19 protein-coding genes are annotated in these 24,213 nt (G+C 73.6%); 8 read left to right on the top strand and 11 right to left on the bottom strand.

Annotated features, from left to right (window positions below; genetic code table 11):
- The 3 genes from ACWGL3_RS19440 to hisS all read right to left on the bottom strand — a co-directional run.
- Positions 1 to 2,324: ATP-binding protein (locus tag ACWGL3_RS19440; protein ID WP_452461633.1), on the bottom strand; the 2,324-nt coding region annotated here is incomplete at its 3' end.
- 165 nt (positions 2,325 to 2,489) lie between these two features.
- Positions 2,490 to 4,946, bottom strand: coding sequence for an ATP-binding protein (locus ACWGL3_RS19435; RefSeq protein WP_267948429.1), 2,457 nt, complete (start codon positions 4,944 to 4,946; stop codon positions 2,490 to 2,492).
- 175 nt (positions 4,947 to 5,121) lie between these two features.
- A complete protein-coding gene (gene hisS, locus ACWGL3_RS19430) occupies positions 5,122 to 6,459 on the bottom strand; it encodes a histidine--tRNA ligase (protein ID WP_267948430.1) in 1,338 nt (445 codons plus the stop codon).
- Positions 6,460 to 7,303: 844 nt separating this feature from the next.
- Between hisS and ACWGL3_RS19425 the strand changes: the two genes are divergently transcribed.
- The 3 genes from ACWGL3_RS19425 (at position 7,304) to ACWGL3_RS19415 (ending at position 10,792) form a co-directional block, all read left to right on the top strand.
- Positions 7,304 to 7,918 (top strand): GTP-binding protein, encoded by a 615-nt coding sequence (locus ACWGL3_RS19425; RefSeq protein ID WP_267948431.1) that lies wholly within the window; start codon positions 7,304 to 7,306, stop codon positions 7,916 to 7,918.
- A 114-nt stretch (positions 7,919 to 8,032) separates the two neighbouring features.
- The gene (secA2, locus tag ACWGL3_RS19420; RefSeq protein ID WP_267948432.1) at positions 8,033 to 10,339 is read left to right on the top strand and encodes an accessory Sec system translocase SecA2; all 2,307 of its coding nucleotides are present in this window, start codon (positions 8,033 to 8,035) and stop codon (positions 10,337 to 10,339) included.
- 183 nt (positions 10,340 to 10,522) lie between these two features.
- Entirely contained in the window at positions 10,523 to 10,792 is a 270-nt protein-coding gene (locus tag ACWGL3_RS19415; protein WP_267948433.1) for a DUF6406 domain-containing protein, read from the top strand.
- 967 nt (positions 10,793 to 11,759) lie between these two features.
- On the opposite strand, the gene ACWGL3_RS19410 is transcribed toward ACWGL3_RS19415, so the two are convergent.
- The 6 genes from ACWGL3_RS19410 to ACWGL3_RS19385 form a co-directional block, all read right to left on the bottom strand.
- The gene (locus ACWGL3_RS19410; RefSeq protein ID WP_267948434.1) at positions 11,760 to 12,110 is read right to left on the bottom strand and encodes a hypothetical protein; all 351 of its coding nucleotides are present in this window, start codon (positions 12,108 to 12,110) and stop codon (positions 11,760 to 11,762) included.
- 488 nt (positions 12,111 to 12,598) lie between these two features.
- The gene (locus ACWGL3_RS19405) at positions 12,599 to 13,531 is read right to left on the bottom strand and encodes a cytochrome d ubiquinol oxidase subunit II (protein WP_267948435.1); all 933 of its coding nucleotides are present in this window, start codon (positions 13,529 to 13,531) and stop codon (positions 12,599 to 12,601) included.
- A gap of 16 nt (positions 13,532 to 13,547) precedes the next feature.
- The gene (locus ACWGL3_RS19400) at positions 13,548 to 14,798 is read right to left on the bottom strand and encodes a cytochrome ubiquinol oxidase subunit I (RefSeq protein ID WP_267948436.1); all 1,251 of its coding nucleotides are present in this window, start codon (positions 14,796 to 14,798) and stop codon (positions 13,548 to 13,550) included.
- 193 nt (positions 14,799 to 14,991) lie between these two features.
- Positions 14,992 to 15,666, bottom strand: coding sequence for a response regulator (locus ACWGL3_RS19395; protein ID WP_267948437.1), 675 nt, complete (start codon positions 15,664 to 15,666; stop codon positions 14,992 to 14,994).
- The gene (locus ACWGL3_RS19390) at positions 15,663 to 16,886 is read right to left on the bottom strand and encodes a sensor histidine kinase (RefSeq protein WP_267948438.1); all 1,224 of its coding nucleotides are present in this window, start codon (positions 16,884 to 16,886) and stop codon (positions 15,663 to 15,665) included. The genes ACWGL3_RS19395 and ACWGL3_RS19390 overlap by 4 nt, the downstream gene beginning before the upstream one ends.
- A gap of 164 nt (positions 16,887 to 17,050) precedes the next feature.
- Entirely contained in the window at positions 17,051 to 17,908 is an 858-nt protein-coding gene (locus ACWGL3_RS19385; protein ID WP_267948439.1) for a spermidine synthase, read from the bottom strand.
- 210 nt (positions 17,909 to 18,118) lie between these two features.
- Here ACWGL3_RS19385 and ACWGL3_RS19380 point away from each other — a divergent pair, with 210 nt between their 5' ends.
- On the top strand, positions 18,119 to 19,855 hold the full coding sequence (locus ACWGL3_RS19380) for a proline--tRNA ligase (protein ID WP_267950268.1): 1,737 nt from the start codon (positions 18,119 to 18,121) through the stop codon (positions 19,853 to 19,855).
- Positions 19,856 to 19,975: 120 nt separating this feature from the next.
- Here the strand turns inward: ACWGL3_RS19380 and ACWGL3_RS19375 are convergent, their stop codons facing one another.
- Complete coding sequence (locus ACWGL3_RS19375; protein ID WP_267948440.1) at positions 19,976 to 20,437, bottom strand: ferritin-like domain-containing protein; 462 nt, start codon at positions 20,435 to 20,437, stop codon at positions 19,976 to 19,978.
- A 45-nt stretch (positions 20,438 to 20,482) separates the two neighbouring features.
- Positions 20,483 to 20,998, bottom strand: a complete 516-nt coding sequence (locus ACWGL3_RS19370) for a ferritin-like domain-containing protein (protein WP_267948441.1) — start codon at positions 20,996 to 20,998, stop codon at positions 20,483 to 20,485.
- Between the two features lie 360 nt (positions 20,999 to 21,358).
- Here ACWGL3_RS19370 and rimP point away from each other — a divergent pair, with 360 nt between their 5' ends.
- The 4 genes from rimP to ACWGL3_RS19350 all read left to right on the top strand — a co-directional run.
- A complete protein-coding gene (rimP, locus tag ACWGL3_RS19365; protein WP_267948442.1) occupies positions 21,359 to 21,841 on the top strand; it encodes a ribosome maturation factor RimP in 483 nt (160 codons plus the stop codon).
- Between the two features lie 24 nt (positions 21,842 to 21,865).
- On the top strand, positions 21,866 to 22,879 hold the full coding sequence (gene nusA, locus ACWGL3_RS19360; protein ID WP_267948443.1) for a transcription termination factor NusA: 1,014 nt from the start codon (positions 21,866 to 21,868) through the stop codon (positions 22,877 to 22,879).
- Positions 22,880 to 22,892: 13 nt separating this feature from the next.
- Positions 22,893 to 23,198, top strand: a complete 306-nt coding sequence (locus tag ACWGL3_RS19355) for a YlxR family protein (protein ID WP_352986073.1) — start codon at positions 22,893 to 22,895, stop codon at positions 23,196 to 23,198.
- A gap of 231 nt (positions 23,199 to 23,429) precedes the next feature.
- On the top strand, positions 23,430 to 24,213 hold a 784-nt coding region (locus ACWGL3_RS19350; protein ID WP_452461632.1), incomplete at its 3' end, for a translation initiation factor IF-2 N-terminal domain-containing protein.

Raw genomic sequence — 24,213 nt, 5'->3', positions numbered from 1 at the left:
GGGCCCGGGCGGGCCCCGGGGGGGGGGGGGGGGGGCCCGGGGGGCGGGGGGCCGGGGGGGGGGGGGGGGGGGGGGGGGGGGGGGGGGGGGGGGCCGCCGCCCCCCCGCCCCTCCTCGGCCAGGCGCTCGGCCTCGCGGACCACCTCGGACAGGTCCAGCCCGCGGCCCTGCTCCCACCACGACACCAGCTGGCGGCGGCGCCGGCGGACCCGCTCCACGTCCGTGAACGGCCACGGGGCCTCGTGCACCGCCAGGCCCAGCTGTCCGCGCACACCCGTCGCGGCGCCGGCCAGGCGGCAGGCCGGTTCCCGCAGCCCGGCGCCGAACACCACCCGCGCGATCGCGACCAGCGCACGCGCGGCCTCGGCCCGCTGCCCCGTCGAGTGGCTGAGGAGCAGCCCCTCGCTCAGGTAGTCGTAGGCCTGGCTCGTTGACCCCTGCGCGTGCGCCACACGGCCGATCCCGGCCAGGCAGCGCGCCTCCTCCGCCGCCGCTCCGATCATCCGCTGGGTGTCCAGCGCCTCGCGGTAGCAGCGGTCGGCGGTGATGAGGTCGTTGTTGGCCTCCGCGGCCCGGGCCTGCCCGATGAGCGTGACGCCCACGCCCCACCGGTGGTCGATGCCCCGCAACAGGGTCAGGGCCGCGTTGTAGTGGTGGTCCGCCGTCGGGTAGTCGCCCTGCTGGGCGACCAGGGCCGCGCGGGTCCCCAGCGCGATCGCCTCGCCCCACTGGTCACCGGCCTCCCTGCACAGCCTCAGCGCCTCCTCCACCCGCACCGCGGCCTGGTCCGACACGCGGTCGCGCACCTCCACCAGGGCCAGCACGTTGAGCGCGGTGCGCACGAACGCGTCGTCCCCGGCCTCGCGGCACAGCCGCAGCCCCTCCTCGCCCAGCGCCACGGCCAGGCCGTGGTCGCGGCGCACGCGCGCGAGCTGGGCCCGGGCGACCAGGGCCCGCGCCCGCGAGGGCGCCTTGTCCGACTCCTCCAGCTCCAGCAGCCGGTCCATCCAGTGGGCGCCCTCGGCGTGGCACTGGTGGCTCACCCAGTGCGCGACCAGGCTCACGCACAGCCGGAGCCCGGACTCCGCAGCGCCGCGGGACAGGGTCCAGCCCAGCAGGGAGCGCAGGGTGTCGTACTCGGCGATCACCCGCTGACGGCCGGCGTCGCGCTCGCTCCAGGGCATCGGCCGGCTCGACTCCAGCTTGAGGCCCAGGTCCTCGACCAGGCGGAGCATCCGGTCCAGCAGCCGCTCGTGGTAGAGGTCGGCCTCCCCCGCCGCGGCCAGGCGCCCGGCGGCGAAGCGGCGCACCGCCTCCGGCAGCTTGTAGCGGACCCTGCCCTCGAACTCACCGGTCACGGTGATCAGCGAGCGGTCCAGCAGCGACGTCAGGAGATCCAGGACGGCCGACTCGGGCAGGGACTCGTCCGCGCACACCTGCTCGGCGAGTTCGAGGTCCCAGCCCCGGAACACCGACAGGCGCCGCAGGAGCACCCGTTCCGGCTCCGGGAGGTGGACGTACACGAAGTCCAGCACCAGGGGCAGCACCTGGCTGCGCGAGATCGCCTGGCCCGGCCCCGGCTGGAACTCGGGCGAGGCCAGGTGGGCGCGCAGGCCCTCGGCGAGCGCGCCGGGCCCGACGACGGGCGCGAGCGCCCCGAGCACCTCGATCCCCAGGGGCACCCCGCCCGTGAGGTCGCAGACCACGGCCGCGGTCTCCGTCTCCTGCGGAGTGGCGGAGAAGCGGGGGTCGCGCGCCCGGGCGCGGTCGAGGAACAGCCGGACCGCGTCGGACGCGGCGGGGTCCGGCGGCGGGGCGTTGCGCGCGGCCACCGGAAGCGCCATCGGGGTCATCCGCCACACGGTCCCGCCCGCCAGCCGGACGGGCTCCTCGCTGGTGAGGAGGATGGAGAGCGCCGGGCAGGCCGCCAGCAGGGCCTCGCCGACCTCCGTCACCTCGTCGGGGACGTGCTCGCAGGAGTCCAGCACCAGCAGGAGGCGCCGGGAGCGCAGCGCCTCGGCCACCGTGGCCGCCAGGGGCTGCCCGGGTTCCTCGATCACGCCGACCGCGGCGCACACCCGCGCGTAGACCTCCAGCGTCGTGTGGGCGTCGGTGAGGTCGGCCAGCCACACCCCGTCGGGGAAGGACACGGTCGACTGCTCGGCCAGGCGCAGGGCCAGCCGTGTCTTGCCCATGCCGTCGGTTCCGCACAGGGTGACGGACCGGCTGGAGCCGAGCAGGCGGAGCAGGTCGCTCAGGTCCCGCTCACGGCCGACGAAGCCGGTGCCCGGTCGGGGGAGGTTGTGCCGCGCTGGCGCGGTCAAAGGTGCCATGGCCTTCACAGGTAGGGGCGGTCGGGGGGTTCCTCACCAGGGCTGAGGGGTCGGTGGGCAAGGGGGACGTCATCGAGGGGTGCGGTGGAGGTCGGGGTTTCTGTCTTAGCGGGTGCACGCGCACTGTGCAAGTGCTACCGGGCGATCGGGCCCCTCTCAGCCACCGTCGCGGGAAGCAGCCCAACCGGTCAACTGCGTCCTGGAGGAAATCGAGAGTTTTCTGAAGATGTTCGCTATATGTCTGGCCGCAGTGGCCTGACTGATGGTCAACCGCTCGGCGATCTCGCGGTTGGACAGGCCCCGCTCGGCGAGTTCGGCGATCTCCCGTTCCCGGGGCGTCAGCGACTCCGGCCCCGAGGCCCTCGGGGCGGGAGGCCGGGGGAAGGCGAGGGCCCGGTCGCGCACCTGCTCCAGGGGCAGCGACCGCCACGCGTTCCAGGCCTCGGACGTCCGGGCGCCGCCCACGAGGCGCTCCACACAGGAGCGCAGCCGCAGCGTCTCGGCCGAGGGACGGTCCAGGGAGGTGCGCAGGCCGGCGGCCACGCCCGCCAGGGCGGCGGCCCTCTCGGCCTCGTCCTCGGCGAGCGCGAGCTCGGCCAGGGCCTCCAACGCGCGGGCGACCGCGATCCGCCGGCCGGACGTGAAACTCACCCGCAGGCACGTGGACAGCGGCTCCCGCGCCTTGAGGGGCTCGCCCCCCGCCAGGAACAGGCGGCCCAGGTCCCGCGCGCAGCGGGCGGTCGCCGGGGCCGCCTCCAGCTCGCCGAAGACCGCCAGCGCCTCGGTGAACAGGTCCCGCGCCCGGGCGAGGTCCCGGCGCTCCGCGGCGATCGAGCCCAGCCCGTGCAGGCCGCGGGCCACGCTCCACCGGTCGCCGAGGCCCTCCGCCAGCGTGATGCCGTGCTCCAGGTGGGCCACGGCCCGGTCGGGCTCCCCGCCCCGCCTGGCCGCCTGGGCCAGCACCCCGAGGGTCGTCCCCTCGGTGATCGGGTCGTCGACCCGCTCGGCCCAGCGCCCCGCGCGTTCGGCGTGCTCCAGCGCCTCGTCCGGCCGGCCCGACCGCAGGGCCAGGGAGGCCGTGGTCGTGAGGGCGGAGGCGGCGGCCCCCGCGTCGCGGCAGGCACGCGCGGCCTCCAGCGCGCACCGGGCGAGCGTGGACACGCGCGGAGCGGGGTCCAGCTCCAGCCGCAGCTCGGCCTGGAGGGCCAGGGCCCGCGCCCGCAGGGACGGGGACTGGTCGTCCGGGTCGGCCGCGAGGACCCGCTCCAGGACGCGGCTGCCCTCGGAGGCCAGGTCGCGCACCATCCAGTACGGCCGCAGCGACACGCACACCCTCAGGGCGTCGTCCACGCGCCCCTGGGAGAGCGCCCACTCCACCATGCGCGAGTGGTTCTCCCGGTGGTGGTCGAGCAGCCTCAGGTACGACAGGCGCTCGCTCCACGCCAGCGGCGCCCGGAAGCTCTTGGCCCCCTCCTCCAGGCGCGTGACGGAGAAGCGGAGGTAGCGTTCCCAGCGCGCGTCCAGGTCCCCGTCCTCGGCCAGGCGCTCCGCGGCGTAGGCGCGCACCGTCTCGGTCAGCCGGTAGTGCGCGGTGCCGTCGATCTCGGTGTCCACCACCACCAGGGACTTGTCCAGGAGGGAGAAGTGCAGCGGCAGGATGTCGGAGGCGTCGACGCCCTCGCCGGAGCACACGTCCTCCGCGGCCTCCAGGTACCAGGTGGAGAAGACCGACAGCCGGTGCAGGAGGAGCCGCTCCGGTTCGGTGAGCAGGTCGTGGCTCCACTCCAGGACCGCGCGCAGGGTGCGCTGGCGCGGGGGCAGGTCGCCCGAGCCGTCACTGGTCAGGAGCTGGAACCGGTCGTCCAGGCGGCGCAGGATCTGCTGCACCGACAGCACCCGCACCCGTGCGGCCGCCAGTTCGATGGCCAGGGGCATCCCGTCGAGCATCCGGCAGATCTCCGCGATGTAGCCGGAGTTCTCCCTGGTCATCTCGAACCCCGCGCGGGCGGCGTGCGCGCGGGTGACGAACAGGCGCACCGACTCGTAGCGCTGGGTGTCGCGACGGGGGATGGGCGCCGGGTCGGCCGCGTAGGGGTCGGTGGGCGTGGCCCGTGCGGGCAGCGAGAGCGGCGGCACCCGCCAGATGCTCTCCTGGGGGACGTGCAGGGGCTGGCGGCTGGTGACCAGGATCCGTACCCGGGGGCAGTCGCGCAGGACCGCCTGGCACAGCCGGGCCATCGGCCCCACGGCGTGCTCGCAGGTGTCCAGGAGGAGCAGGAGGTCGCGGGTGCGCAGCGACGTGATGATCGCGTCGGTCATCGTGCGCTCGTCGTCCTCCACCGCCTGGAGGCTCTTGGCCACCGTGCGCAGTGCCTGGTCGTGGGTGGAGGACTCGCTGAGGTCGATGAAGCGGACGCCGTCGGGGAACCGGCGCATCACGCGTTCGGCCAGGTGGAGGGCGAGGCGCGTCTTGCCGATGCCGCCGGTTCCGGTCAGGGTGACCATCCTGGCGGTGTTGAGGAGGCGGCTCAGGTCGACGATGTCGCGCTCGCGCCCGACGAACCTGATGAACTCGCCGGCGGACAGGGGCAGGTTGTGGCGAGGATGAGACATGGCCTCGATCAGTAGGACTCCGAATCGGCCCGCGGGGCACGCCCGGGGACGCGTCGACGCGGAGAAAGCCGTTCCAAGTCTGGCATCCCCCGCCCCGGGCTGTCTCGCTGATGGCCGGTTCCGGCATGAGCGGCCGGAAACCGCCCATGCCGGTCGATGGGGTGCTACGGGTCGACTACCCTGCGCTGTCCGCGCCGGAGTCGGGGGACCAGGTACCGGGGTCCGCCGGACCCTGGACGCCCGACCCCATGTCCTTCACCTCGTGGGCGCCGTCGGCGTTGAACGGGGGGAACCACACGAAGGGGATGCCCTTCTTGGCGGCGTACTGGATCTGCTTGCCGACCTTGGCGGTGGAGTGGAAGACCTCGGTGTTGAACCCGCGGGAGCGCAGCAGTTCGCCGGTGAGCAGGGCGTCCCGTCGGCGCTCGGCGCCGGGGACCACGACCATGACGTCGGTGGGACAGGTCCGCCCCTCCGTGATCCGCCCCTCGGCGACGAGCTTGGCGAAGATGCGGGTGAGGCCGATGGAGATGCCGACCCCCGGCAGCCTGCGGCGGATGAACTGCCCGGCGAGGTCCTCGTACCGGCCCCCCGCGCAGATGCTCCCGTACCCGGGGTCGTCGTCGAAGGAGGCCTCGTAGACGGTGCCCGTGTAGTAGTCCAGGCCGCGGGCGATGGACAGGTCGGCGACCACGGCGCCCTCGGGCAGGTCGGCGAGGTCTCCCATGACGAAGGCGAGCTCGTCGAGCCCCTCGTCGAGCAGGTCGGAGGAGATCCCGAGCTCCCGCACCCGGGCGGCGACCTCCTCGCCGGACCCCTTGACGCGGGCCAGGGCGAGGCAGGCGTCGGCCTGCTCGCCGCCGAGGCCCTCGGCCAGGAGGATGTCCCGCACGCCGCCGTCGCCGATCTTGTGGAGCTTGTCGACGGCGCGGATGACGGCGACCGGGTCCTTGACCCCGAGGCCCTCGTAGAAGCCCTGGAGGACCTTGCGGTTGTTGACGTTGAGCGTCCAGGCGGGGATGTCCAGCCCGCTGAGCACGCGGTGGACGATGCGGGGGAGCTCGGCGTCGAAGTGCAGGGGGACGGAGTCGACGTTGATGACGTCGATGTCGCACTGGGTGAACTCGCGGAAGCGCCCCTCCTGGGGCCGCTCGCCCCGCCAGACGCGCTGCATCTGGTAGCGCTTGAACGGGAACGTCAGCTCGTTGAAGTGCTGGGCGACGTACCTGGCGAAGGGCACGGTGAGGTCGAAGTGCAGTCCGAGCCGCGCGTCGGAGTCGTCCTCGGCGTCGGCCTGGAGCCGGTGCAGGGTGTAGACCTCCTGGGAGGTCTCGCCCTTGGCGGTCAGCACGTCGAGGTTCTCCACCGAGGGGGTCTCCACCGACGCGAAGCCGAAGGACTCGAACCCGGCCCGGATATGGTCCAGCCAACGCTGCTCCACGGCCCGGACCTGTGGGGTCCACTCGGGGAAACCGCTGATGGGAGTGGGGCGGACGACGCGCTGATCGGACATGTGGGTTTCTCGGCTCCCTTGGGAGGGTCGGGTCGGTTCGGCTCGCCCCGGCCGGACGGCGGCGCGGGGTCGCGCGTGCGGGTCCGGCGGGGGGAGGGCGAGCCCATCCTACGGCCAACCAGGGGAAGCGGTCCCGGGAGCGGCCGGGGCGCGCCGGGTCCCCGGGGCCCGTGCGGCGGGGCCCTCGCGGAGGGGTCCTCGCGGTGGGCGGGGCGGGGGCGTGCGCGGGTCGGTCCAGCCGCCACCGGCCCACGTGGACGGTTGTGGGCCGGTGGGGCGCCGGAACGCCGACCTGAGGCGTCGACCGGACCGACGCCGAAGAGCGAGACGTCGGTGCGCGGCCGCCCCGGGGCGCCGCGGGGGCTCCCGCGGCGGTCGCGTCCTCGTGCCAGGAGTCCGTACCGCGACCGCACCGCGACAGCGTCGTGGCGCGGGGGCCCTGTCCTCCACCGTAGACTCCGTGGACGGCTCCGGACAGGGATCGGCGCGGCCGAAAGCGGCCGAAAATGACCGCTCACAATGTCGTAAAGTCGACCTTCCGGGGTAGAAGTCTGTGCTTACCTGGTTACGGCCGGTCCTGGGGTGCGGACCCGCCGCCACGGGACGGCTCGGGCCCCGTGGCCGTTCCCGCTGTCCCGGGGTCCGCAGGGCCTTGCGCAGCCGTGAATGTGGTCTCTTGCACCACTGTTCCCAAAACGCCGTTAGCGGCCTCTTTCCGGTGTTAGGTTCCAGGGGCGGCGCCTCCCGAGAGGGTTCGGACCCCGGGAGCACACCGCACCCCTCAGGACCGGGCCGTGTGAGCCGTATCGTCCGTACTGGCCCGGCACTCTCGCTAGGACTAACTGTGATCGATCCAGCCAACAGCACGAACAACGTCCACGCCCCCACCGCGTTGTCCACCAAGATCATCATCGCCGGGGGCTTCGGGGTCGGGAAGACCACGTTCGTCGGCGCTGTCTCGGAGATCCCGCCCGTCCGTACCGAGGCCGCGGTCACCGCCGCCAGCGCCGGTGTCGACGACCTCTCCCACACCCCGGACAAGACGAGCACCACCGTCGCGATGGACTTCGGGCGGATCTCGCTGGACACCGACCTGACCCTGTTCCTGTTCGGCACCCCGGGCCAGCAGCGGTTCTGGTTCATGTGGGACGACCTGGTCCGCGGCGCACTGGGCGCGGTGATCCTGGCCGACACGCGCCGCCTGGAGGACACCTTCCAGGCGCTCGACTACTTCGAGCGCCAGTACCGGCTGCCCTTCGTCGTCGCCGTCAACGAGTTCGACCCCGAGGCCCCGTACAGCGCGGAGGAGCTGCGCGACGCCCTCGACCTGACCCCGGAGGTGCCCGTCGTCTACTGCGACGCCCGCGACAAGCAGTCCGTCGTCCGGGTCCTGATGACCCTCGTCAAGCACGCCATGGCCGTCGAGGCACGCCAGCGCACCCGCCGCCAGCTCGTGTGACGCGCGGGCGCCCCGTGCACGGGGGCCGGGCCCCCGGTCCCGCCCGGCACGAGGGCGCCCCGGGGTTCTCCAAGGGGTTGTGTCCGGCGTTACCCTGTGGTGGTGTTCGGACGAATGGCGGAAAGCGTCCGCCGCCTACTGGGCAAGCCCGGTGCGGTGGACCTGCGGCCCTATACCAAGCTCCTGTCGGCGATCGAAGCCGAGGAGGATGGTCTGCGTGAGCTCGACGACACCGAGCTGACGGAGAAGGCCATCGAACTCGGCAACGCCGAACTCCCCTACGATCGCAACGACCTCGTGTCGCTGTGCGCCGTCGGCCGCGAGGCCGCCCGGCGCTCACTGGACGAGCGTCCCTTCGACGTGCAGCTCCTCGGTGTCATGGCGCTGCTCGACGGCCACGTCGCGGAGATGGCGACGGGTGAGGGCAAGACCCTCGCCGGCGCCCTCGCCGCGGCCGGTTTCGCGCTGCGAGGCCAGCGCGTGCACCTCCTGAGCGTCAACGACTACCTGGCCCGGCGCGACGCCGAGTGGATGCGCCCCGTCTACGACATGCTCGGCGTCACCGTCGGGTGGATCACCGAGGACTCCACCAAGGAGGAGCGCCGCGCCGCCTACTCCTGCGACGTCACCTACGCCGCCGTCAGCGAGCTCGGCTTCGACGTCCTGCGCGACCGCATGGTCACCGACATCGGCGACCGCGTCGTGCCCCCGCCCAACATCGCGATCATCGACGAGGCCGACTCGGTCCTCGTCGACGAGGCCCGGGTCCCGCTCGTCCTCGCGGGGGCCGCGGAGAGCGTCGCCGCCGACGTGGAGATGGCGGACATCGTCCGCGGGCTCAAGCCCCGCCTGCACTTCGAGATCGACGGCGAGGGACGCAACGTCCAGCTCACCGACGCCGGCATCGACGCCGTCGAGAAGGCCCTGGGCGGGGTCGACCTGTACTCGGAGGACGACACGTCGGTCCTCCCGCAGGTCAACCTGGCCCTGCACGCGCACGTGCTGCTCCAGCGCGACGTCCACTACGTGGTGCGCGACGGGGAGGTCCGGCTCATCAACGAGTCCCGGGGCCGCATCGCCCTCCTCCAGCGGTGGCCGGACGGCCTCCAGGCCGCCGTCGAGGCCAAGGAGAAGGTCGCGGTCAGCGAGACCGGCGAGGTCCTGGACTCCATCACGGTCCAGTCGCTGGTCCTCCGCTACCCCACGCGCGGCGGTATGACCGGCACCGCGATGGCCGTGGCCGAGCAGCTCCGCGAGTTCTACGAGCTGGAGGTGGCGGTCATCCCCTCCAACAAGCCCAACGTGCGCGAGGACCACGGCACGCGCCTGTACGCCACGCGCGAGGAGAAGGAGGACGCCCTCGTCGCGAAGGCGGAGGAGGTGCACAAGTCCGGGAGACCGATCCTCATCGGGACCCAGGACGTCGCGGAGTCCGAGCTGCTCGCCAAACGCCTGCGCGACGCCGGCCTGGACTGCGTGGTCCTCAACGCCAAGAACGACGCCGACGAGGCGTCGATCATCGCGGAGGCGGGCACCCACGGCGCCGTCACCGTCTCCACCCAGATGGCCGGTCGCGGCACCGACATCCGTCTGGGCGGCAGCGACATGGCCGACCGCGAACGGGTCGTCGAGACCGGCGGACTGTACGTGATGGGCTTCGGCCGCTACCCCAGCAGCCGCCTGGACGGGCAGCTGCGCGGACGCGCGGGACGCCAGGGCGACCCGGGCGACTCCATCTTCTTCGTCAGCATGGACGACGACCTGGTGGTGAACAACGCCCCCGAGACCACGGGGTACGAGACCACCGCCGAGGGCGAGATCACCGACAGCGGATGGCTGCACATGGTCGACCACGCGCAGCGGGTCGCCGAGGGGCAGCTGCTGGAGATCCACCGCAACACCTGGCGGTACAACCAGCTGATCGACGTCCAGCGCGACGTGGTCCTGGAGCACCGCGAGATGGTCCTGACCGGGGACCAGGGCGACCGGCACATCGGGCTGGACCGCAAGAAGCACCACGGGGCGCTCGTGGAGGAGGTGGGGGAGGAGAAGGTCGCCCAGGCGGCCCGGCTCATCACCCTGTACCACCTGGACCGGGGCTGGACCGACCACAACGCGTTCCTGTCGGAGCTGCGGGAGGGCATCCACCTCCGGTTCCTCGGGCGCCGCGACCCCCTGGACGAGTTCAACCGCGACGCCGTGCCGGTGTTCAAGGGCTTCCTGGACGACGCGCGCGCCCGTGCCGCGGAGAGCTTCGAGGAGCTGGAGGCCGAGGACGGCGAGCTCGACGTCAGCGGGGTGGGGGTCAAGCGCCCGTCGATGACGTGGACCTACATGGTGCACGACCACCCCTTCAGCTCGGCGTTCGAGACCCTGGTGGGACGGCTCAAGGGCGGACGGGGCACGGCCGACCGGGACTGAGGTTTTTCGGCAAGGACGGTTTCCTGCGCGGGTCGGGACTTTGGTCCCGGCCCGCGCATTACCTTTGTCAGCTATTCTTCTGAAACGTCGGCCAGACGCGAAATCGCCATGCGCAATTGCCTGGACCGCGTTAACATGGCTGCGTTTTCAACGGAAACCGAGACGGTTGGGACTGAATCCACTGTGGTTCACGAAGTCGGCGCGCAGGAGAAGATCAGTTACGGCCGGAACGACCGCTTCGCGGGCGGCCCGGTCGGTGGGGGAAGCTTCTGGATCGACGATGAAGGCCGACCGGTGGCCAAGATCGGCGGACCGAAGGAGTGGCGACCCACGCCCATGATCGACGTCCACGTAGGAGATGTGTTCAGTGTGGGAGGGCAGGTGTGGAGGGTCACCGATATCGTTGACGCGGACAACCCCTCCGCCTATCTGCTGGCCACGCGAATAAGCTGAGCACGGCCCGGGCGGACGCCCGGGGTGCAAACGACTTGCTCGGATCCGGAATCGCAACCCCGTGCAACCTTTCCATGGGAAGTCACGGATTGTTTCCCTTTCCGGTTTTATGGATGTCGGCCTTTTGTCGGTGGAGTCCGCCCCAAGGGGCCGCAGCGTGCCCCGCCGGGGCTCCCGGGAGTTCTGTGATTTCTGGGGTTTCGGGAGTGAAACGGCGCCATGGCTCTGTGTCACCGCAGTTCAGCGCGTGTCTCCTGATATGGCCGGGAGGAATCGAGACGTTCCGGTTATCTGAAGGAGGGTGTTCGTGTTACCGCTGAATCGTTAACGTCTGTGGAGCAGGGCGCGCCTCGGCGCACGGGGAGGGCACCACTCTCGGCGGTTTCCGGGCCGCTGCGCCCTGCCGCCCCCCGAAGCCGGTCCCAGGGGCTGTCCCCCGCCCCTGGGCCCGGCCGCCCCGCCCCCCGGGGAGCCGGCGCCGACCCCGCGCCGACCGGTCGTCTCCGGTCCGGCGCCTCCCGCCCTCCGGCCGGTGTCGCGCCTTCCGCCCCGCCCGCCCCGCGCCTTCCGCCCCGCCCGCCCCGCGCCGACAGGGCTCCCGCCGGGGCGGACCCTCCGCCCCGCACCCTTCCCGCCCCGTTCTCCGCGGCGTTGTGCCCGTGTCCGGCGGTGCGGCCGGGGCGCCCGCCGTGCGGCCCCCGGCCCCGCCGCGCCCGCGGTCGTCGGTAGATCCTGTTGCACCCGGCAGGGCGTCGAGTCGGCCCCATGTCCTTCTTGCACGAGTTCTTTACGCGGGTCTTGCGGTAGAACGCGTTCCAGTATTAACCTCTGCGTATGCCTGGCCCGGTGAGGGCGCCCGGCGGTTCGGTCGCCGGTCGTCAGCGGACGGGCAGGTGAGAGAGGACCGTCGCCCGTCGACGTCGGATCGCGCCCCGACGCCGGCGGGCGACGTCCGTCGCGGCGCCGCTCAGCCCAGGAGGCGGGCGAGTTCGGCGAAGGTGGGGCAGGGCCAGGTCTGGCGGCACCCCCCGCAGCGGTGCCCGTCGGCGCCCTCCCGCTCCTCCGGCCGGTGCAGCCGCAGCAGGTCCGCGCAGACGCCTGCCAGAGCGGCCACCTCGTCGCGGGCGTTCGCGTAGAAGGCGACGTCGTTGATCCTGGCGAGGGCGCTGTCGGAGCCGCCGTCCGGGAGGCCGACGGTGTCCGGCTCCCAGGGGACCGCCCGCACGGAGCGTTCCTGGATGCCCTGTACGCACCGGAGCAGCCTCGCGTGCTCGGAGAGGCCGCCCCTCCGCGGCGCCGGCGTGGTGAACGGTGACATCGCTGATCTCCCCCGGTGGGTGGATACGCAGCTTCACGTAGTGACACAGCGTATCTCCGGACTCGCCCGTTGTCGCGACCTGTCGGGGGTGTGTGGCCCGCTGGGAACGCGGGCGGGCCGCCCCCGAGGGGGCGGCCCGCTGTCTCGTGGCGGTCCTCAGCCGCAGCCGCCGCTGCAGCTGCAGGAACCGCCGCTCTGGCATCCGCATCCGCAGCCCGTGCCGCAGCTGCATCCGGCCAGGTCCGGAGGGGTGGTCAGGGGGTAGGTCACAGTCACTCCTCGGGGCTCGGCAGCGCCCGCGCGCGATCACGCCGGGTATCCCCCCGGGACGGGAGGGGCGTCGCGGGCGTGTCTCCCGCAAGCTGGCGTGCCCCCTCCCGGGCCTCCCCAACCCGCCATGGGGCCCTGCCGGGCCGTGACCCGGCGTGCACACGTCCGTCACCGGCTGTCCGCGACCGCGGCGAGCTGGGAGGCAGCGGCGCCCGGGGTCAGGCGAAGAAGGTCGCCCCGGCCGCTGGTCGGCGCGTCATTCGGTAGAGCCAAACCTGGCCGATGAGCATGACCGGAATTGTGGGAAGGAGGATCGCCCAGACGAACATCCCGGTCACGGACGGGACCGGCGACGACGGGAGGTGCGCGGCCCAGGCCACCATGAGGCCCGGAACGGCGATCGCGAGCGCCGACGTGTGCCGGGAGAGCATCGGCCCCGCGAGGCCGCTGGTCGCCGCCAGGGCCGCCGCGAGCACCGCGACCGGGGCCGCCGCGAGCAGGGCCGGGGCGGGCTCCGGACCGCCCGGGAGGAGTGCGGCCGCGGCGGCCGCCGCCGTCGCGCCCAGGGCCAGCCGGGACAGCGGGCGGGTGACCCGTGCCGCCACGTCCGCGCTCTCCGCGTCGGTCGGACCGACCAGGCGCTCCGCGCCGAAGGCCGCCCCGCGCAGCGCGAACAGGGTCGTCACCACGAGTGTGCACAGCACGGTGAACGCGCTCGCCGTGAGGCCGCCGGTGAGCAGCCCCGCGACCGCCAGGCCCCACATCGCCGCGACGGTCCAGCTGCCCGCGACGACCGCGGCGTCGCAGGCCAGGCGCCAGCCGGGCCGGTCCACGCGGGCGCGCAGCCACAGACCGGCGTCCCGGACCAGCCACGCCGCGAGCAGGACCGCGATCACCGGCCGCAGCTCGGCGACGACGTGGTGCTCCAGCACGGGGAACAGCCCCGCCATGACCCCGACGGCGGCGACCAGCCACACCTCCGAGGCGAGGAAGTAGGGGGCGATCGCCGCGACCACGCGGCGGCGCTGCCCGGGACCGCGCGCCACGTGGGGCATCAGCATGCCCAGGCCGATGTCGGAGCCCGCGAGGACGAGGTGGCCCACGACGAGCAGGGCGAGCAGGGCGGAGGATGCGAGGGACAGGACGTCCATGGTGGTGCTCCCTGGTTCAGAACGTGGGGACGGGATCGGCGGACTCGCCCGGTTCCTCCTCGCGGCGCTCCGCGAGGGGGCCGCCGTCGGGGCCGCGCCGGGCGTACCGCACCAGGAGCCAGTAGGTGACGGCCGCCAGGACCGCGAACGCGACGGTGAAGAAGGCGAAGGAGAGGACGGCCGCGCCCGGGGGCATGGGGGTCACCGCGTCCGCGGTGGTCAGGTGGTGCACCACCGTCCACGGCTGCCGGTTGGTCTCCCGGAACACCCAGCCGCCGATGCTCGCCAGGTAGGGGGCGAAGGGGGTGGCGACCAGCGGGGCGAGGAACCACCGCCACCGGTCCAGGCCGCCGAGGGGCCAGGCCAGCAGCATGAGCGGGCCGAGCAGGAACATCACCGCCCACATGCTCATCATGAGGCCGTCGGCGGTCGCGTTGACGCCGTTCAGGAGCGGTCCGCCGGGGGAGGCGGCCTCGATCGCCGCGATCTCCTCGGCGGTGTGGGTCAGGCCGCTCGTGGGCGGGGCCTCGCCGAAGAGCTCGAACTGGACGCCGCCGAAGACCACCACGAACACCGGCGCCACGCACATGACGACCGCGGCGTAGCGGATGCCCCGCCGGAAGATCCCGTACGGGTCGTCGCGCCGTACCAGGTGGTAGGCGCTGGTGGCGGCCACCACCAGGGCGCCGACGGTCATGGCGCCGCCGGCGACGTGTCCGAAGGCCGCCGTGGCGGCGGGGTTCGTCATCAGGGCGACCGGGTCGGTCAGCTGTGCGACGCCGTCCACGACCTCGAACCCGACGGGGTTGCGCAGGAACCCGTTGGAGACCAGGACCCACCACGCCGAGGCGTAGGCCGTCACGGTGACCACCGCGAAGCAGGACAGGTGGGCCCACCGGCCCATGCGGTCCCAGCCGAAGATCCACAGCCCCAGGAAGGTGGACTCGACGAAGAACGCCGTCATCGTCTCCAGGGCCAGCGGCGCCGCGAAGGTGTAGCCGAACACCTCGTGCAGTCCGCTCCAGTTGAGGGCCAGCTGGAATTCCATCACCAGGCCCGACAGGACGCCCATGCCGTAGTTGACGAGGTAGAGGCCTCCCCAGAAGCGCACGGCGGTCATCCGCGAGCGGTCGCCGCGCAGGGCGCCCAGGAACTGGGTGGTGAGGATGTACGGGGCGAGCCCGAGCGTCAGCGCCACGAACATGTAGTGCGTGGCGGCGGTCAGCGCGAACTGGAGCCGCGCCAGGAGGAGTGGGTCTTCGAACATCGTCGGGCCTCGCGTTCGGCGGTGGGGACACGCCAAGGATCCGACGACGGCAGCGGCGGGCGCATCGTCCCGGAGGGGGCACCGGGCGGCCGCCCCCCGGGGTACGCGCCGCCCCGCCCGTACTCCCGCGGGTGTAGGGGGAGACCCCGAGGCGCCCCCGGCACCCCTCGGGGGAGGGCCGGGGGCGGGCCGGTCAGGTGTTCCGGCTCCACCGCGGCGTGACCAGGGCCGTCTCGTAGGCGATCACGACCAGCTGGGCGCGGTCGCGCACGCCCAGCTTCACCATGGAGCGGCTGACGTGGGTCTTGGCCGTGGCAGGGCTGACCACCAGCCGGGCGGCGATCTCCTCGTTGGACAGCCCGCCCCCGACCAGCGCGACCACCTCGCGCTCGCGGTCGGTGAGCCCGTTGAGGCGGACCGAGGGGGCCGGGGCGCCGGGCGGGCGGCGGGCGTAGTCGGCGATCAGCCGCCGTGTGACCGCCGGCGAGAGCAGCGCCTCGCCCGCGTGCACGACCCGGACCGCCTGCAGGAGGTCACGGGGCTCGGTGTCCTTGACCAGGAACCCGCTGGCCCCGGCGCGCAGCGCCTCGAAGATGTACTCGTCCAGGCCGAACGTGGTGAGGATGACGATCCGCGTCTCCGAGAGACCGGGGTCCGCGAGGATGCGCCCGGCGGCGGCCAGGCCGTCCACACCGGGCATGCGGATGTCCATCAGGACCACGTCGGGCCGCTCCGCGCGGGCCAGCAGGACCGCCTCCTCGCCGTCACCCGCCTCGGCGACCACCCCGATGTCGGGGGCGCTGTCCAGGAGTGCGCGGAAACCCGCGCGCACCAGGGCCTGGTCGTCGGCGAGCAGCACCCTGATCACGGCGTCCTCGTTTCGTCGGCGCCGGACGCGCCGCGCACGTCCGGCGGGGTGGAGTCCGGCTGTCCCGGCCCGGCCGGCCCCGACGGCAGCCGCGCCCGCACCCGGAATCCTCCCCCCTCCAGGGGGCCCGCGTCCACCGTGCCGCCGACCAGGGCGGCGCGTTCGCGCATCCCGGTGATGCCGTTGCCCGGCACCGGGGGGCCGACCGTGCCGCGGCCGTCGTCCGTCACCTCGACCACCAGGGAGGACGCCCCGTGCTCGATCCGCACCCGGACGGCCGTCGCGCCGGAGTGGCGCACGGTGTTGGTGAGCGCCTCCTGCACGGTGCGGTAGGCGGCCGAGTCGGTGCTGACGGGCAGGCGGGCGGGGGCTCCGACGACCTCGACCTCCACGTCGAGCCCCGCGGTCCGCGTGCCCTCGGCGAGTTCGCCCACGCGGTCGAGCCCGGGGACCGGCGACCTCGGCGCGGCCTCGTCCACGGCGCGCAGCACCCCCAGCATCCCGCGCAGCTCGGTCAGGGTGTCCTTGCTGGTCTGCTTGATGGTGGCCAGGGCCTCCGCGGCGCGCCCGGGCTCCGTCTCGATGAGGTAGAGGGCGGTGCCGGCCTGCACGTTGATCAGCGAGATGTTGTGCGCGACGGTGTCGTGCACGTCCCGGGCCAGCCGGAGCCGCTCCTCCGACGCCCGGCGGAGCACCTCCTCCTCCTTCGTGCGGCCCGCCTCGACCGCGCGCTCGCGGTCGGCCCGCAGGTACTCCTGGCGCCAGCGCACGACCTCGCCCGTGCACAGCAGCAGCAGGACCCAGGCGACCATGCCCACCGCCTCGAAGCGGAACCCGCCGCTCACCAGCAGCTCGTAGGCGTTGACCGCGGCGAACTGGCCGACGCCCAGCGTCCACCCGAACACGCGGTAGCCCCAGCGGACCAGGGTGTAGAGCATGACGGCGGTGCACAGCACGACCATGCCGTCCGGGAAGCCCAGGGGGTAGTAGACGGTCGCGGAGGCGATCGAGACCAGGCCCACGACGCACGGGAAGGCGGTTCGCCACAGGAGCGGCAGGCACGCCCCCAGGACGAGGGCCCACCCCCACGGCCAGAGCTCGCGGTCGGTGGGGACGGGGTCGACCCACTCGACCACGAGCGTGCTGCCCGCGGACAGGACCAGCAGGACCAGGGCGAGCCAGGCGTCGGTGCGCGTCGGGCGCGGGAGTAGTGCTGCCACACCCACGACGGTACGGTCACCCCCCGGGGTCGCGCGTCCTCCTCAGGGGTGCACTTCGCGTGTCGGCGTACTCCCCCCGGAGTACGCGTCCCGCGTCCCCGGGAACCCGTCCGCCGGGAGCGGCGGCCGGTTCCGGCCGTCCGCGCCGGGGACCGGCGGCGGGCTCAGAACACGTCGTCCGGCGGCGCGGGGGAGTCGACCGCGTCCGCGTCGTGGACGGGCGCGCGGCCCGAGACGAAGCGGTCCAGATCCCCGCCCTCCAGCAGCCGGGCCATCTCCGGGTCGCGGTGCGCGCGGCGGCCCAGGTCCTCCGAGGGGAGTGGCCGGTGCCCGGCCACCAGGACGAGGTTGCCGAACCGGCGCCCGCGCAGGATGGCGGGCGCGGCGGTCAGGGCCACGTGCGGCAGCACCGCGCGGGCGGTCGCCGCCTGCGCGCGGGTGTGCTCCAGGGAGTGGCCGTCGCCGATGTTCACCGCCAGCAGGCCTCCGGGCCTCAGCACGCGCGCCATCTCCCCGTAGAACTCCACCGAGGTCAGACGCGCGGGCGTGCGCGCCCCCGCGAACACGTCGCTGACGACGAGGTCCGCGCTGTCGGCGTGCCGGGCGCCGATCCACTCGCGGGCGTCGCCGATCCCCACCCGCAGCTGCGCCCTGCGGTCCCACGGCAGCCGCCGCCGCACCATCTCCACCAGAGGGGCGTCCACGTCCACCGCGCGCTGCCGCGAGCCGGGGCGGGTGTGCGCCACGTACCGGGCCAGGGTCAGTGCCCCCGCGCCCAGGTGCAGGGCGTCGATCGGCTCGCCCGCGGGCGCGACGAGGTCGGCGGCGTGCGCGATCCGCCGCATGTACGAGAAGTCCAGGTAGGACGGGTCCGACAGGTCCACGTGGGACTGCGGCGTCCCCTCCACCACGAGGAACCACGAGTCGGACCGGTCCGCGTCCGCGAGCAGCTCCGTCCCGGGAACGCCCTCCGGCTCCCCGGCCCCGTCGGGTCCCGTGTCCCGAGTACCGCGTCTGCCCATGCTCTTCCCCGTTCGTCGGCGGCGTCCGCCGGCCCCTGCGCCGGCCGCGCCCGCCGCCCGGATCGCCGGCCACCAAGCCTAGGTACGGGCGGGAGCGCTCGCGCAACCCACGCGCGAACGCGTCCGCACTACCGCTAGCCTGGGACTCCCCTAGTCCTGATCCCCACGCCCCACGGGCGTGTTCACCGAGGAGTGGCCGTGCTGCTGCGGATGTCGAACCTGTTCCTTCGCACCCTGCGTGAGGACCCGGCGGACGCCGAGGTGCCGAGCCACAAGCTCCTCGTCCGCGGCGGGTTCGTGCGCCGGGCCGCCCCCGGCATCTACTCCTGGCTGCCCCTGGGCAAGATGGTCCTGGACAACGTCGCCCGCGTCGTGCGCGAGGAGATGGACGCCATCGGCGGCCAGGAGGTCCTCCTGCCCGCCCTCCTGCCCAAGGAGTACTACGAGGCGACCGGCCGCTGGGAGGAGTACGGCGACACCCTGTTCCGCCTCAAGGACCGCAAGGGCGCCGACTACCTGCTCGGCCCCACGCACGAGGAGCTGTTCACGCTCCTGGTCAAGGGCGAGTACTCCTCCTACAAGGACTTCCCCGTCGTCCTGTACCAGATCCAGGAGAAGTTCCGCGACGAGGCGCGCCCCCGGGCGGGCGTGCTCCGCGGCCGCGAGTTCCACATGAAGGACTCCTACTCCTTCGACATCGACGACGAGGGCCTCCGGGCCTCCTACGAGGCGCACCGCGCCGCCTACATCCGGATCTTCGACCGGCTCGGGCTGGAGTACGTGATCGTGTCCGCCACGTCCGGGGCCATGGGCGGGTCCGCCTCGGAGGAGTTCCTGGCCGTGGCCCCGAGCGGCGAGGACACCTTCGTGCGCAGCACGGAGTCCGACTACGCCGCGAACGTCGAGGCCGTCGCCACCCCGGCGCCCCCGGCGCTGCCCGTCGAGGGGCTGCCCGAGGCGGTGGTGCACCACACCCCGGGCACCGCGACCATCCAGACGCTGGTGGACTTCCTCAACGGGGCCGGGCTGGGCCGCGACTTCAGCGAGGCCGACACCCTCAAGAACCTCCTCGTCAAGACCCGCGAGCCCGGCGCCGAGGAGTGGAAGCTGCTGGCCATCGGCCTGCCCGGCGACCGCGAGGTCGACCTCAAGCGCCTGGAGGCCGCACTGGAGCCCACCGAGGTCGCGCTCCTGGACGAGGCCGACTTCGCGGCCAACCCCTTCCTGGCCAAGGGCTACATCGGCCCCCTCGCCCTGCTGGACAACAAGGTCCGCTACCTGGTCGACCCGCGCGTGGTCACCGGCACCGCGTGGGTGACCGGCGCGGACAGGGCCGACCACCACGTCATCGGCCTGGTGGCCGGGCGCGACTTCACCCCGGACGGCGTCATCGACGTCGCCGAGGTCCGCGACGGCGACCCCTCGCCCGACGGGCGGGGCACGCTGTACACCTCGCGCGGCATCGAGATCGGCCACATCTTCCAGCTCGGCCGCAAGTACACCGACTCCTTCCAGGTGGACGCCCTCGGAGCCGACGGCAAGCCCAGGCGCATCACCATGGGCTCCTACGGGATCGGCGTCTCGCGCGCCGTCGCCTGCGTCGTCGAGCAGTCCCACGACGACAAGGGCATCGTCTGGCCGCGCGCCATCGCGCCCGCCGACGTGCACGTGGTCGGCACCGGCAAGGGCGAGCAGATCGAGGAGGCCCTGCGGATCGGCGCGGAGCTGGAGGCACGCGGACTGCGCGTCCTCGTGGACGACCGCAAGGGCGTCTCGCCGGGCGTCAAGTTCACCGACTCCGAACTGCTCGGCATCCCGACCGGTGTCATCATCGGCCGCGGGCTCAAGGACGGCCTGGTGGAGCTGCGGGACCGCGCCACCGGCGACCGCGAGGAGGTCGCCCTGGCCGAGATCGTGGACCGCACCGTCGCCGCCTGCCGCGGCTAGGGCGCGCCCGGCGGGCGCCGCCCGGACACGCCCAAGGGCTCCCGCCCCGCGGGCGGCGGCCGGGACGACCGGGGTCGAGGGGCCGGGGAGCAGATCCCCGGCCCCTCGCTCGTGCTCCCGTCAGGCGGTCTCGAAGCCGGGGAGGGCGTCCAGCTCCCCGCCCCACTCCAGGCCCCGCAGCGTCGTCTCCTGGAGGGCGCGCGCGGCCCTCGACCGCAGACCGGCGTCGCCCGACGCCGTCAGCCACAGGTACGCACGCGCCGCCGTCTCCTCCAGCCCGACCGCGAAGGCGTCGAAGCCGTCGTCGTCGCGCCCCTCCGGCAGGGGATACGTCGCCAGCGCCGAGGGCGCCCCGAAGCCGCGTTCCACCGCCGCCGCACGCAGCGCGTCACGCAGGGCCTTGTGCTGCTGGGCGGCCTCCAGGGCACGCTCGCGCCGGTCCCGGTCCCCGGCGGCACCGCCGACGAACTCGTACCCGTACACCGCCGCGTGCTCCGCGCTCAGCGCCTCGGCCAGCGCGTCGGGGCCGGGGTCCGCGCCGGGGTCCGCCCCGCCCGGGGTGGACACGGGACTCTCGCTCACCAGTACCGCCTTCAGGTTCGTGGATGCCGTGCGGGAAGGCCGGGCCTAGGCCCGGGCCAGAAGGTACGCGTGTCCTGCCTCGCAGGCGCCGATGCCGCTGATCAGCTGGGCCAGGCCGGGGTCGGACACGGCCGCGGCCTGGTCGAGGCGCGCACTCGTCGCGGCCGACTCCAGCAGGCGCAGCCCCGCGGTGTCCAGCACCCCGCCGGGCGCGGGCCCGCCCTCCGGAGGGGATTCCCCGCCCCCGGCCGGGTCGGCGGGAGGTGTGGGGGAGGCACCCTCGGGGAGCGACTCCACGAGCGCGTCCACATGGGTCAGGTGGTGCTCCAGCAGCCGCTCCAGCAGGTCCGCCGGCCCCGTCCCGCCGGAGATCGCGGCCTCGTAGAGGGACACCGTCCGCTCCTTCTCCCGGATCACCGACCGGAGCACGTACTCGTCCGGGGTCACGTCCGCGGGGTACCACTCCGCCTCGCCGCACCCGGCCAGACCCGCGACCGCCGCTCCGGCCACCGCAGCGCCCAGCACCGTGCGGCGGCTGACGCAGCCGTTCACCTGGCCCACGTGCTCTCCTTCCGTGCCCCGTGCCGTCCCTCGCCGGCACGACGGCCGTCCGGGACGGCCACGGCCCCATCTTTCCACGGTCCGCGCGGGGCCCGGCCCGGGCCGACACACCCCTCCACGCGGGCTTTCCCGCCTCCCGGGGCCACTCCGCGGCGCCTCCCCGACACCGACGGCGACCTGGAGGACGCCCGGGTGTGGATACCCTTGCAGCACAACCGCCGTCGCACGCGACGCGCGGTCGGTCCGCGTCCCTCAGGGGGCGGACCGTTCAGTCGCAGACTACGTACAGAGCTGGACCGCCCCGTACACCGGCCCGAGGCCGAGCGGGCGGGATTTCTCCGCTGGAGGGGCAGACACCACATGGGAGCGCAGGCACGCGAAGAGCGCATCGCCGAGCTGCTGGAGCCGGTACTGGCCGAGGCCGGACTGGACCTGGAGGCCGTCGAGCTGACACCGGCGGGCAAGCGCCGGGTCCTGCGCGTCGTCGTCGACTCCGACGACGGGGTGGACCTGGACCGGGTCGGCGAGGTCAGCCAGGAGGTCAACGCCGCGCTGGACGCCTCCGACGTCATGGGCGAGCTGCCCTACGTCCTGGAGGTCACCTCGCCCGGGGTGGACCGTCCGCTGACGCAGCCGCGCCACTGGCGGCGCTCCCGTGGACGGCTGGTGAAGGCCGCCCTCGCCGGGGGCGGCGACGTCACCGGCCGGGTCACCGACGCCGACGACGAGGGGGTCACCCTCGACGTCGAGGGCCGGCCCCGCACCCTCGCCCACGCCGAGCTCGGCCCGGGCAGGGTCCAGGTGGAATTCCGTCGCGAAGCCGACACCGACGCGGCGGACTAGAGGGGGAGCCCCGTGGATATTGACATGAGTGTCCTGCGCAGCCTGGAGCGCGAGAAGGACATCGCGGTCGAGCTGGTGGCCAAGGCCATCGAGGACGCGCTTCTGATCGCCTACCACCGCGAAGAGGGACCCGACAAGAAGGCCAGGGTGGAGCTCAACCGCTCGACCGGCCACGTGACCGTGTGGGTGTCCGAGACGGACGAGGAGGGCGAGGTCGTCGGCGAGTTCGACGGCACCCCGTCCGGCTTCGGCCGCATCGCGACCTCCACCGCCAAGCAGGTCATCCTCCAGCGACTGCGGGACGCCGAGGACGAGCTCACCCTGGGCGAGTTCGCCGGGCGGGAGCACGACATCGTCTCCGGCATCATCCAGCAGGGCAAGGACCCCCGGAACGTGCTGGTCGACCTCGGCAAGCTCGAAGCGGTCCTGCCCCCGCAGGAGCAGGTCCCCACCGAGACCTACACCCACGGGGAGCGGCTGCGCGCCTACGTGGTCCAGGTCCGCAAGGGCCACCGGGGTCCGTCGGTCACCCTCTCGCGCACCCACCCCAACCTGGTGCGCAAGCTCTTCGAGCTGGAGGTGCCCGAGATCGCCGACGGCACCGTCGAGATCTCGGCGATCGCCCGGGAGGCTGGCCACCGCACCAAGATGGCCGTCCGGTCGCACCGGGGCGGGGTCAACGCCAAGGGCGCCTGCATCGGTCCGCTCGGCAGCCGTGTCCGCAACGTGATGGCGGAACTCCACGGAGAGAAGATCGACATCGTCGACTTCTCCGACGACCCGGCCGCGTTCGTGGCCAACGCCCTGTCCCCGGCGCGGGTCAACTCCGTGGAAATCCTCGACATGGCCGCGCGTGTCGCGCGGGTCGTCGTGCCCGACTACCAGCAGTCCCTGGCGATCGGCAAGGAGGGCCAGAACGCCCGCCTCGCCGCCCGTCTGACCGGTTGGCGCATCGACATCCGCTCCGACGCCGAACCCGCCGGCGGTCCCGCCGACGGTGACGGAACCGACGGCGACGACGCCGCCGCGGCCGGTTAATCGGGTCGCGGCGATGCCCCGACGCGATATGGTGGCCGGAGACGGTCCCGACGGCCCTGTGCGCACATGCGTGGGGTGCCGGTCTCGGGCAGTCCAGTCCGACCTCGTGCGGCTGGTGGCTGTGGGCACGGCCATCATGCCCGACACCCGGGGTCGACGTCCGGGGCGTGGCGCCTACCTGCACGACGACCGGCGGTGCCTCGAGCTCGCCGAGCGTCGCAGGGTATGGTCCCGCGCCTACCGGAGGGGAGCGGGTGACGCCGGGTGGGACCTCTCACCCGTAGAGGCCCTGCTCGATGCCGCCCCTCGTGGCGGATAGGGTTACCGCTCCCGATAGGGTTGGAATGTCTGGGCCGGTCTCCGGGTTGTCATAACCGAGGTCGGCGTACCAGTGCTGTGTCGGCACGCGAGTACCGACCCATTGTTGTGTAGCGATGAGGAAGCAGGTCGAGATTGCGATGAGCGCCTGATGAGTACGCAGCGATGAGTAACTCGAGCTAACGACGGTCCGGCACAAGCCCATGTCCCGGACCGAAGCTGAAGGAGAGTAGTGGCGAAGGTCCGGGTGTACGAACTCGCCAAGGAGTTCGGTGTAGAGAGCAAGGCCGTGCTGGCCAAGCTCAACGAGATGGGCGAATTCGTCCGTTCGGCGTCCTCGACGATAGAGGCCCCCGTCGTGCGACGCCTCCAAGAAGCCTTCAACAACGGTTCCGACGGCGGCAGGAAGGGCTCGGCTCCCAAGCCCGGCCCCCGCGCCGCGTCCGAGCCGGGTGCGGCCCCCAAGCCGGGGCCCGCTCCCAAGCCCGGCCCGAAGCCGGGTCCGGCCGCGCCCAAGCCGTCGGCAGCGCAGGGCGAGTCCGCCCCGCGTCCCGGCGCGCCCAAGCCCGGCCCCAAGGCCCCCCGCGGCGAAGCGGGTGCCCGCCCCGGCGGTGCGCCCAAGCCCGGTGGTCCGGCAGGCCGGCCCGAGGGCGTGCGCTCCGAGGAGCCCCGCCCCGAGGGCGGGCGTCCCGAGGGTGGACGTCCTGAAGGCGCACGTCCCGAGGGCGCACGTCCCGAGCGCGGCGAGCGCCCCCCGCGGGGCGACCGTCCCGAGCGCGGCGAGCGTCCCCAGCGGGGCGACCGTCCCGAGCGCGGCGGTGCCCGTCCGGGCCCGCGCACGTCCGGTCCGCGTCCGGGCAACAACCCGTTCGCGTCCAACGCCTCCGGTATGGGCTCCAAGCCCGCGCCGCGTCCCGGTGCCGCTCCCGGCGCCGGCGCTCCGCGTCCGGGCGGTCCCCGTCCGGGTCCGCGTCCCGGCCCGCAGGGCGGCGGCGACCAGCGCGCCCCGCGTCCCG

Source organism: Nocardiopsis sp. NPDC055824, from assembly GCF_053616335.1.
Note: the sequence above shows the minus strand (reverse complement) of the source record. Positions and strands in the feature narration are given on the sequence as shown.

Coding starts and splice junctions, on each gene's coding strand:
- ACWGL3_RS19435 (WP_267948429.1), bottom strand. CDS start 4,946: ATGTCTCATCCTCGCCACAACCTGCCCCTGTCCGCCGGCGAGTTCATC.
- hisS (WP_267948430.1), bottom strand. CDS start 6,459: ATGTCCGATCAGCGCGTCGTCCGCCCCACTCCCATCAGCGGTTTCCCC.
- secA2 (WP_267948432.1), top strand. CDS start 8,033: ATGGCGGAAAGCGTCCGCCGCCTACTGGGCAAGCCCGGTGCGGTGGAC.
- ACWGL3_RS19410 (WP_267948434.1), bottom strand. CDS start 12,110: ATGTCACCGTTCACCACGCCGGCGCCGCGGAGGGGCGGCCTCTCCGAG.
- ACWGL3_RS19405 (WP_267948435.1), bottom strand. CDS start 13,531: ATGGACGTCCTGTCCCTCGCATCCTCCGCCCTGCTCGCCCTGCTCGTC.
- ACWGL3_RS19400 (WP_267948436.1), bottom strand. CDS start 14,798: ATGTTCGAAGACCCACTCCTCCTGGCGCGGCTCCAGTTCGCGCTGACC.
- ACWGL3_RS19385 (WP_267948439.1), bottom strand. CDS start 17,908: ATGGGCAGACGCGGTACTCGGGACACGGGACCCGACGGGGCCGGGGAG.
- ACWGL3_RS19380 (WP_267950268.1), top strand. CDS start 18,119: ATGTCGAACCTGTTCCTTCGCACCCTGCGTGAGGACCCGGCGGACGCC.
- rimP (WP_267948442.1), top strand. CDS start 21,359: ATGGGAGCGCAGGCACGCGAAGAGCGCATCGCCGAGCTGCTGGAGCCG.
- nusA (WP_267948443.1), top strand. CDS start 21,866: ATGAGTGTCCTGCGCAGCCTGGAGCGCGAGAAGGACATCGCGGTCGAG.
- ACWGL3_RS19355 (WP_352986073.1), top strand. CDS start 22,893: ATGCCCCGACGCGATATGGTGGCCGGAGACGGTCCCGACGGCCCTGTG.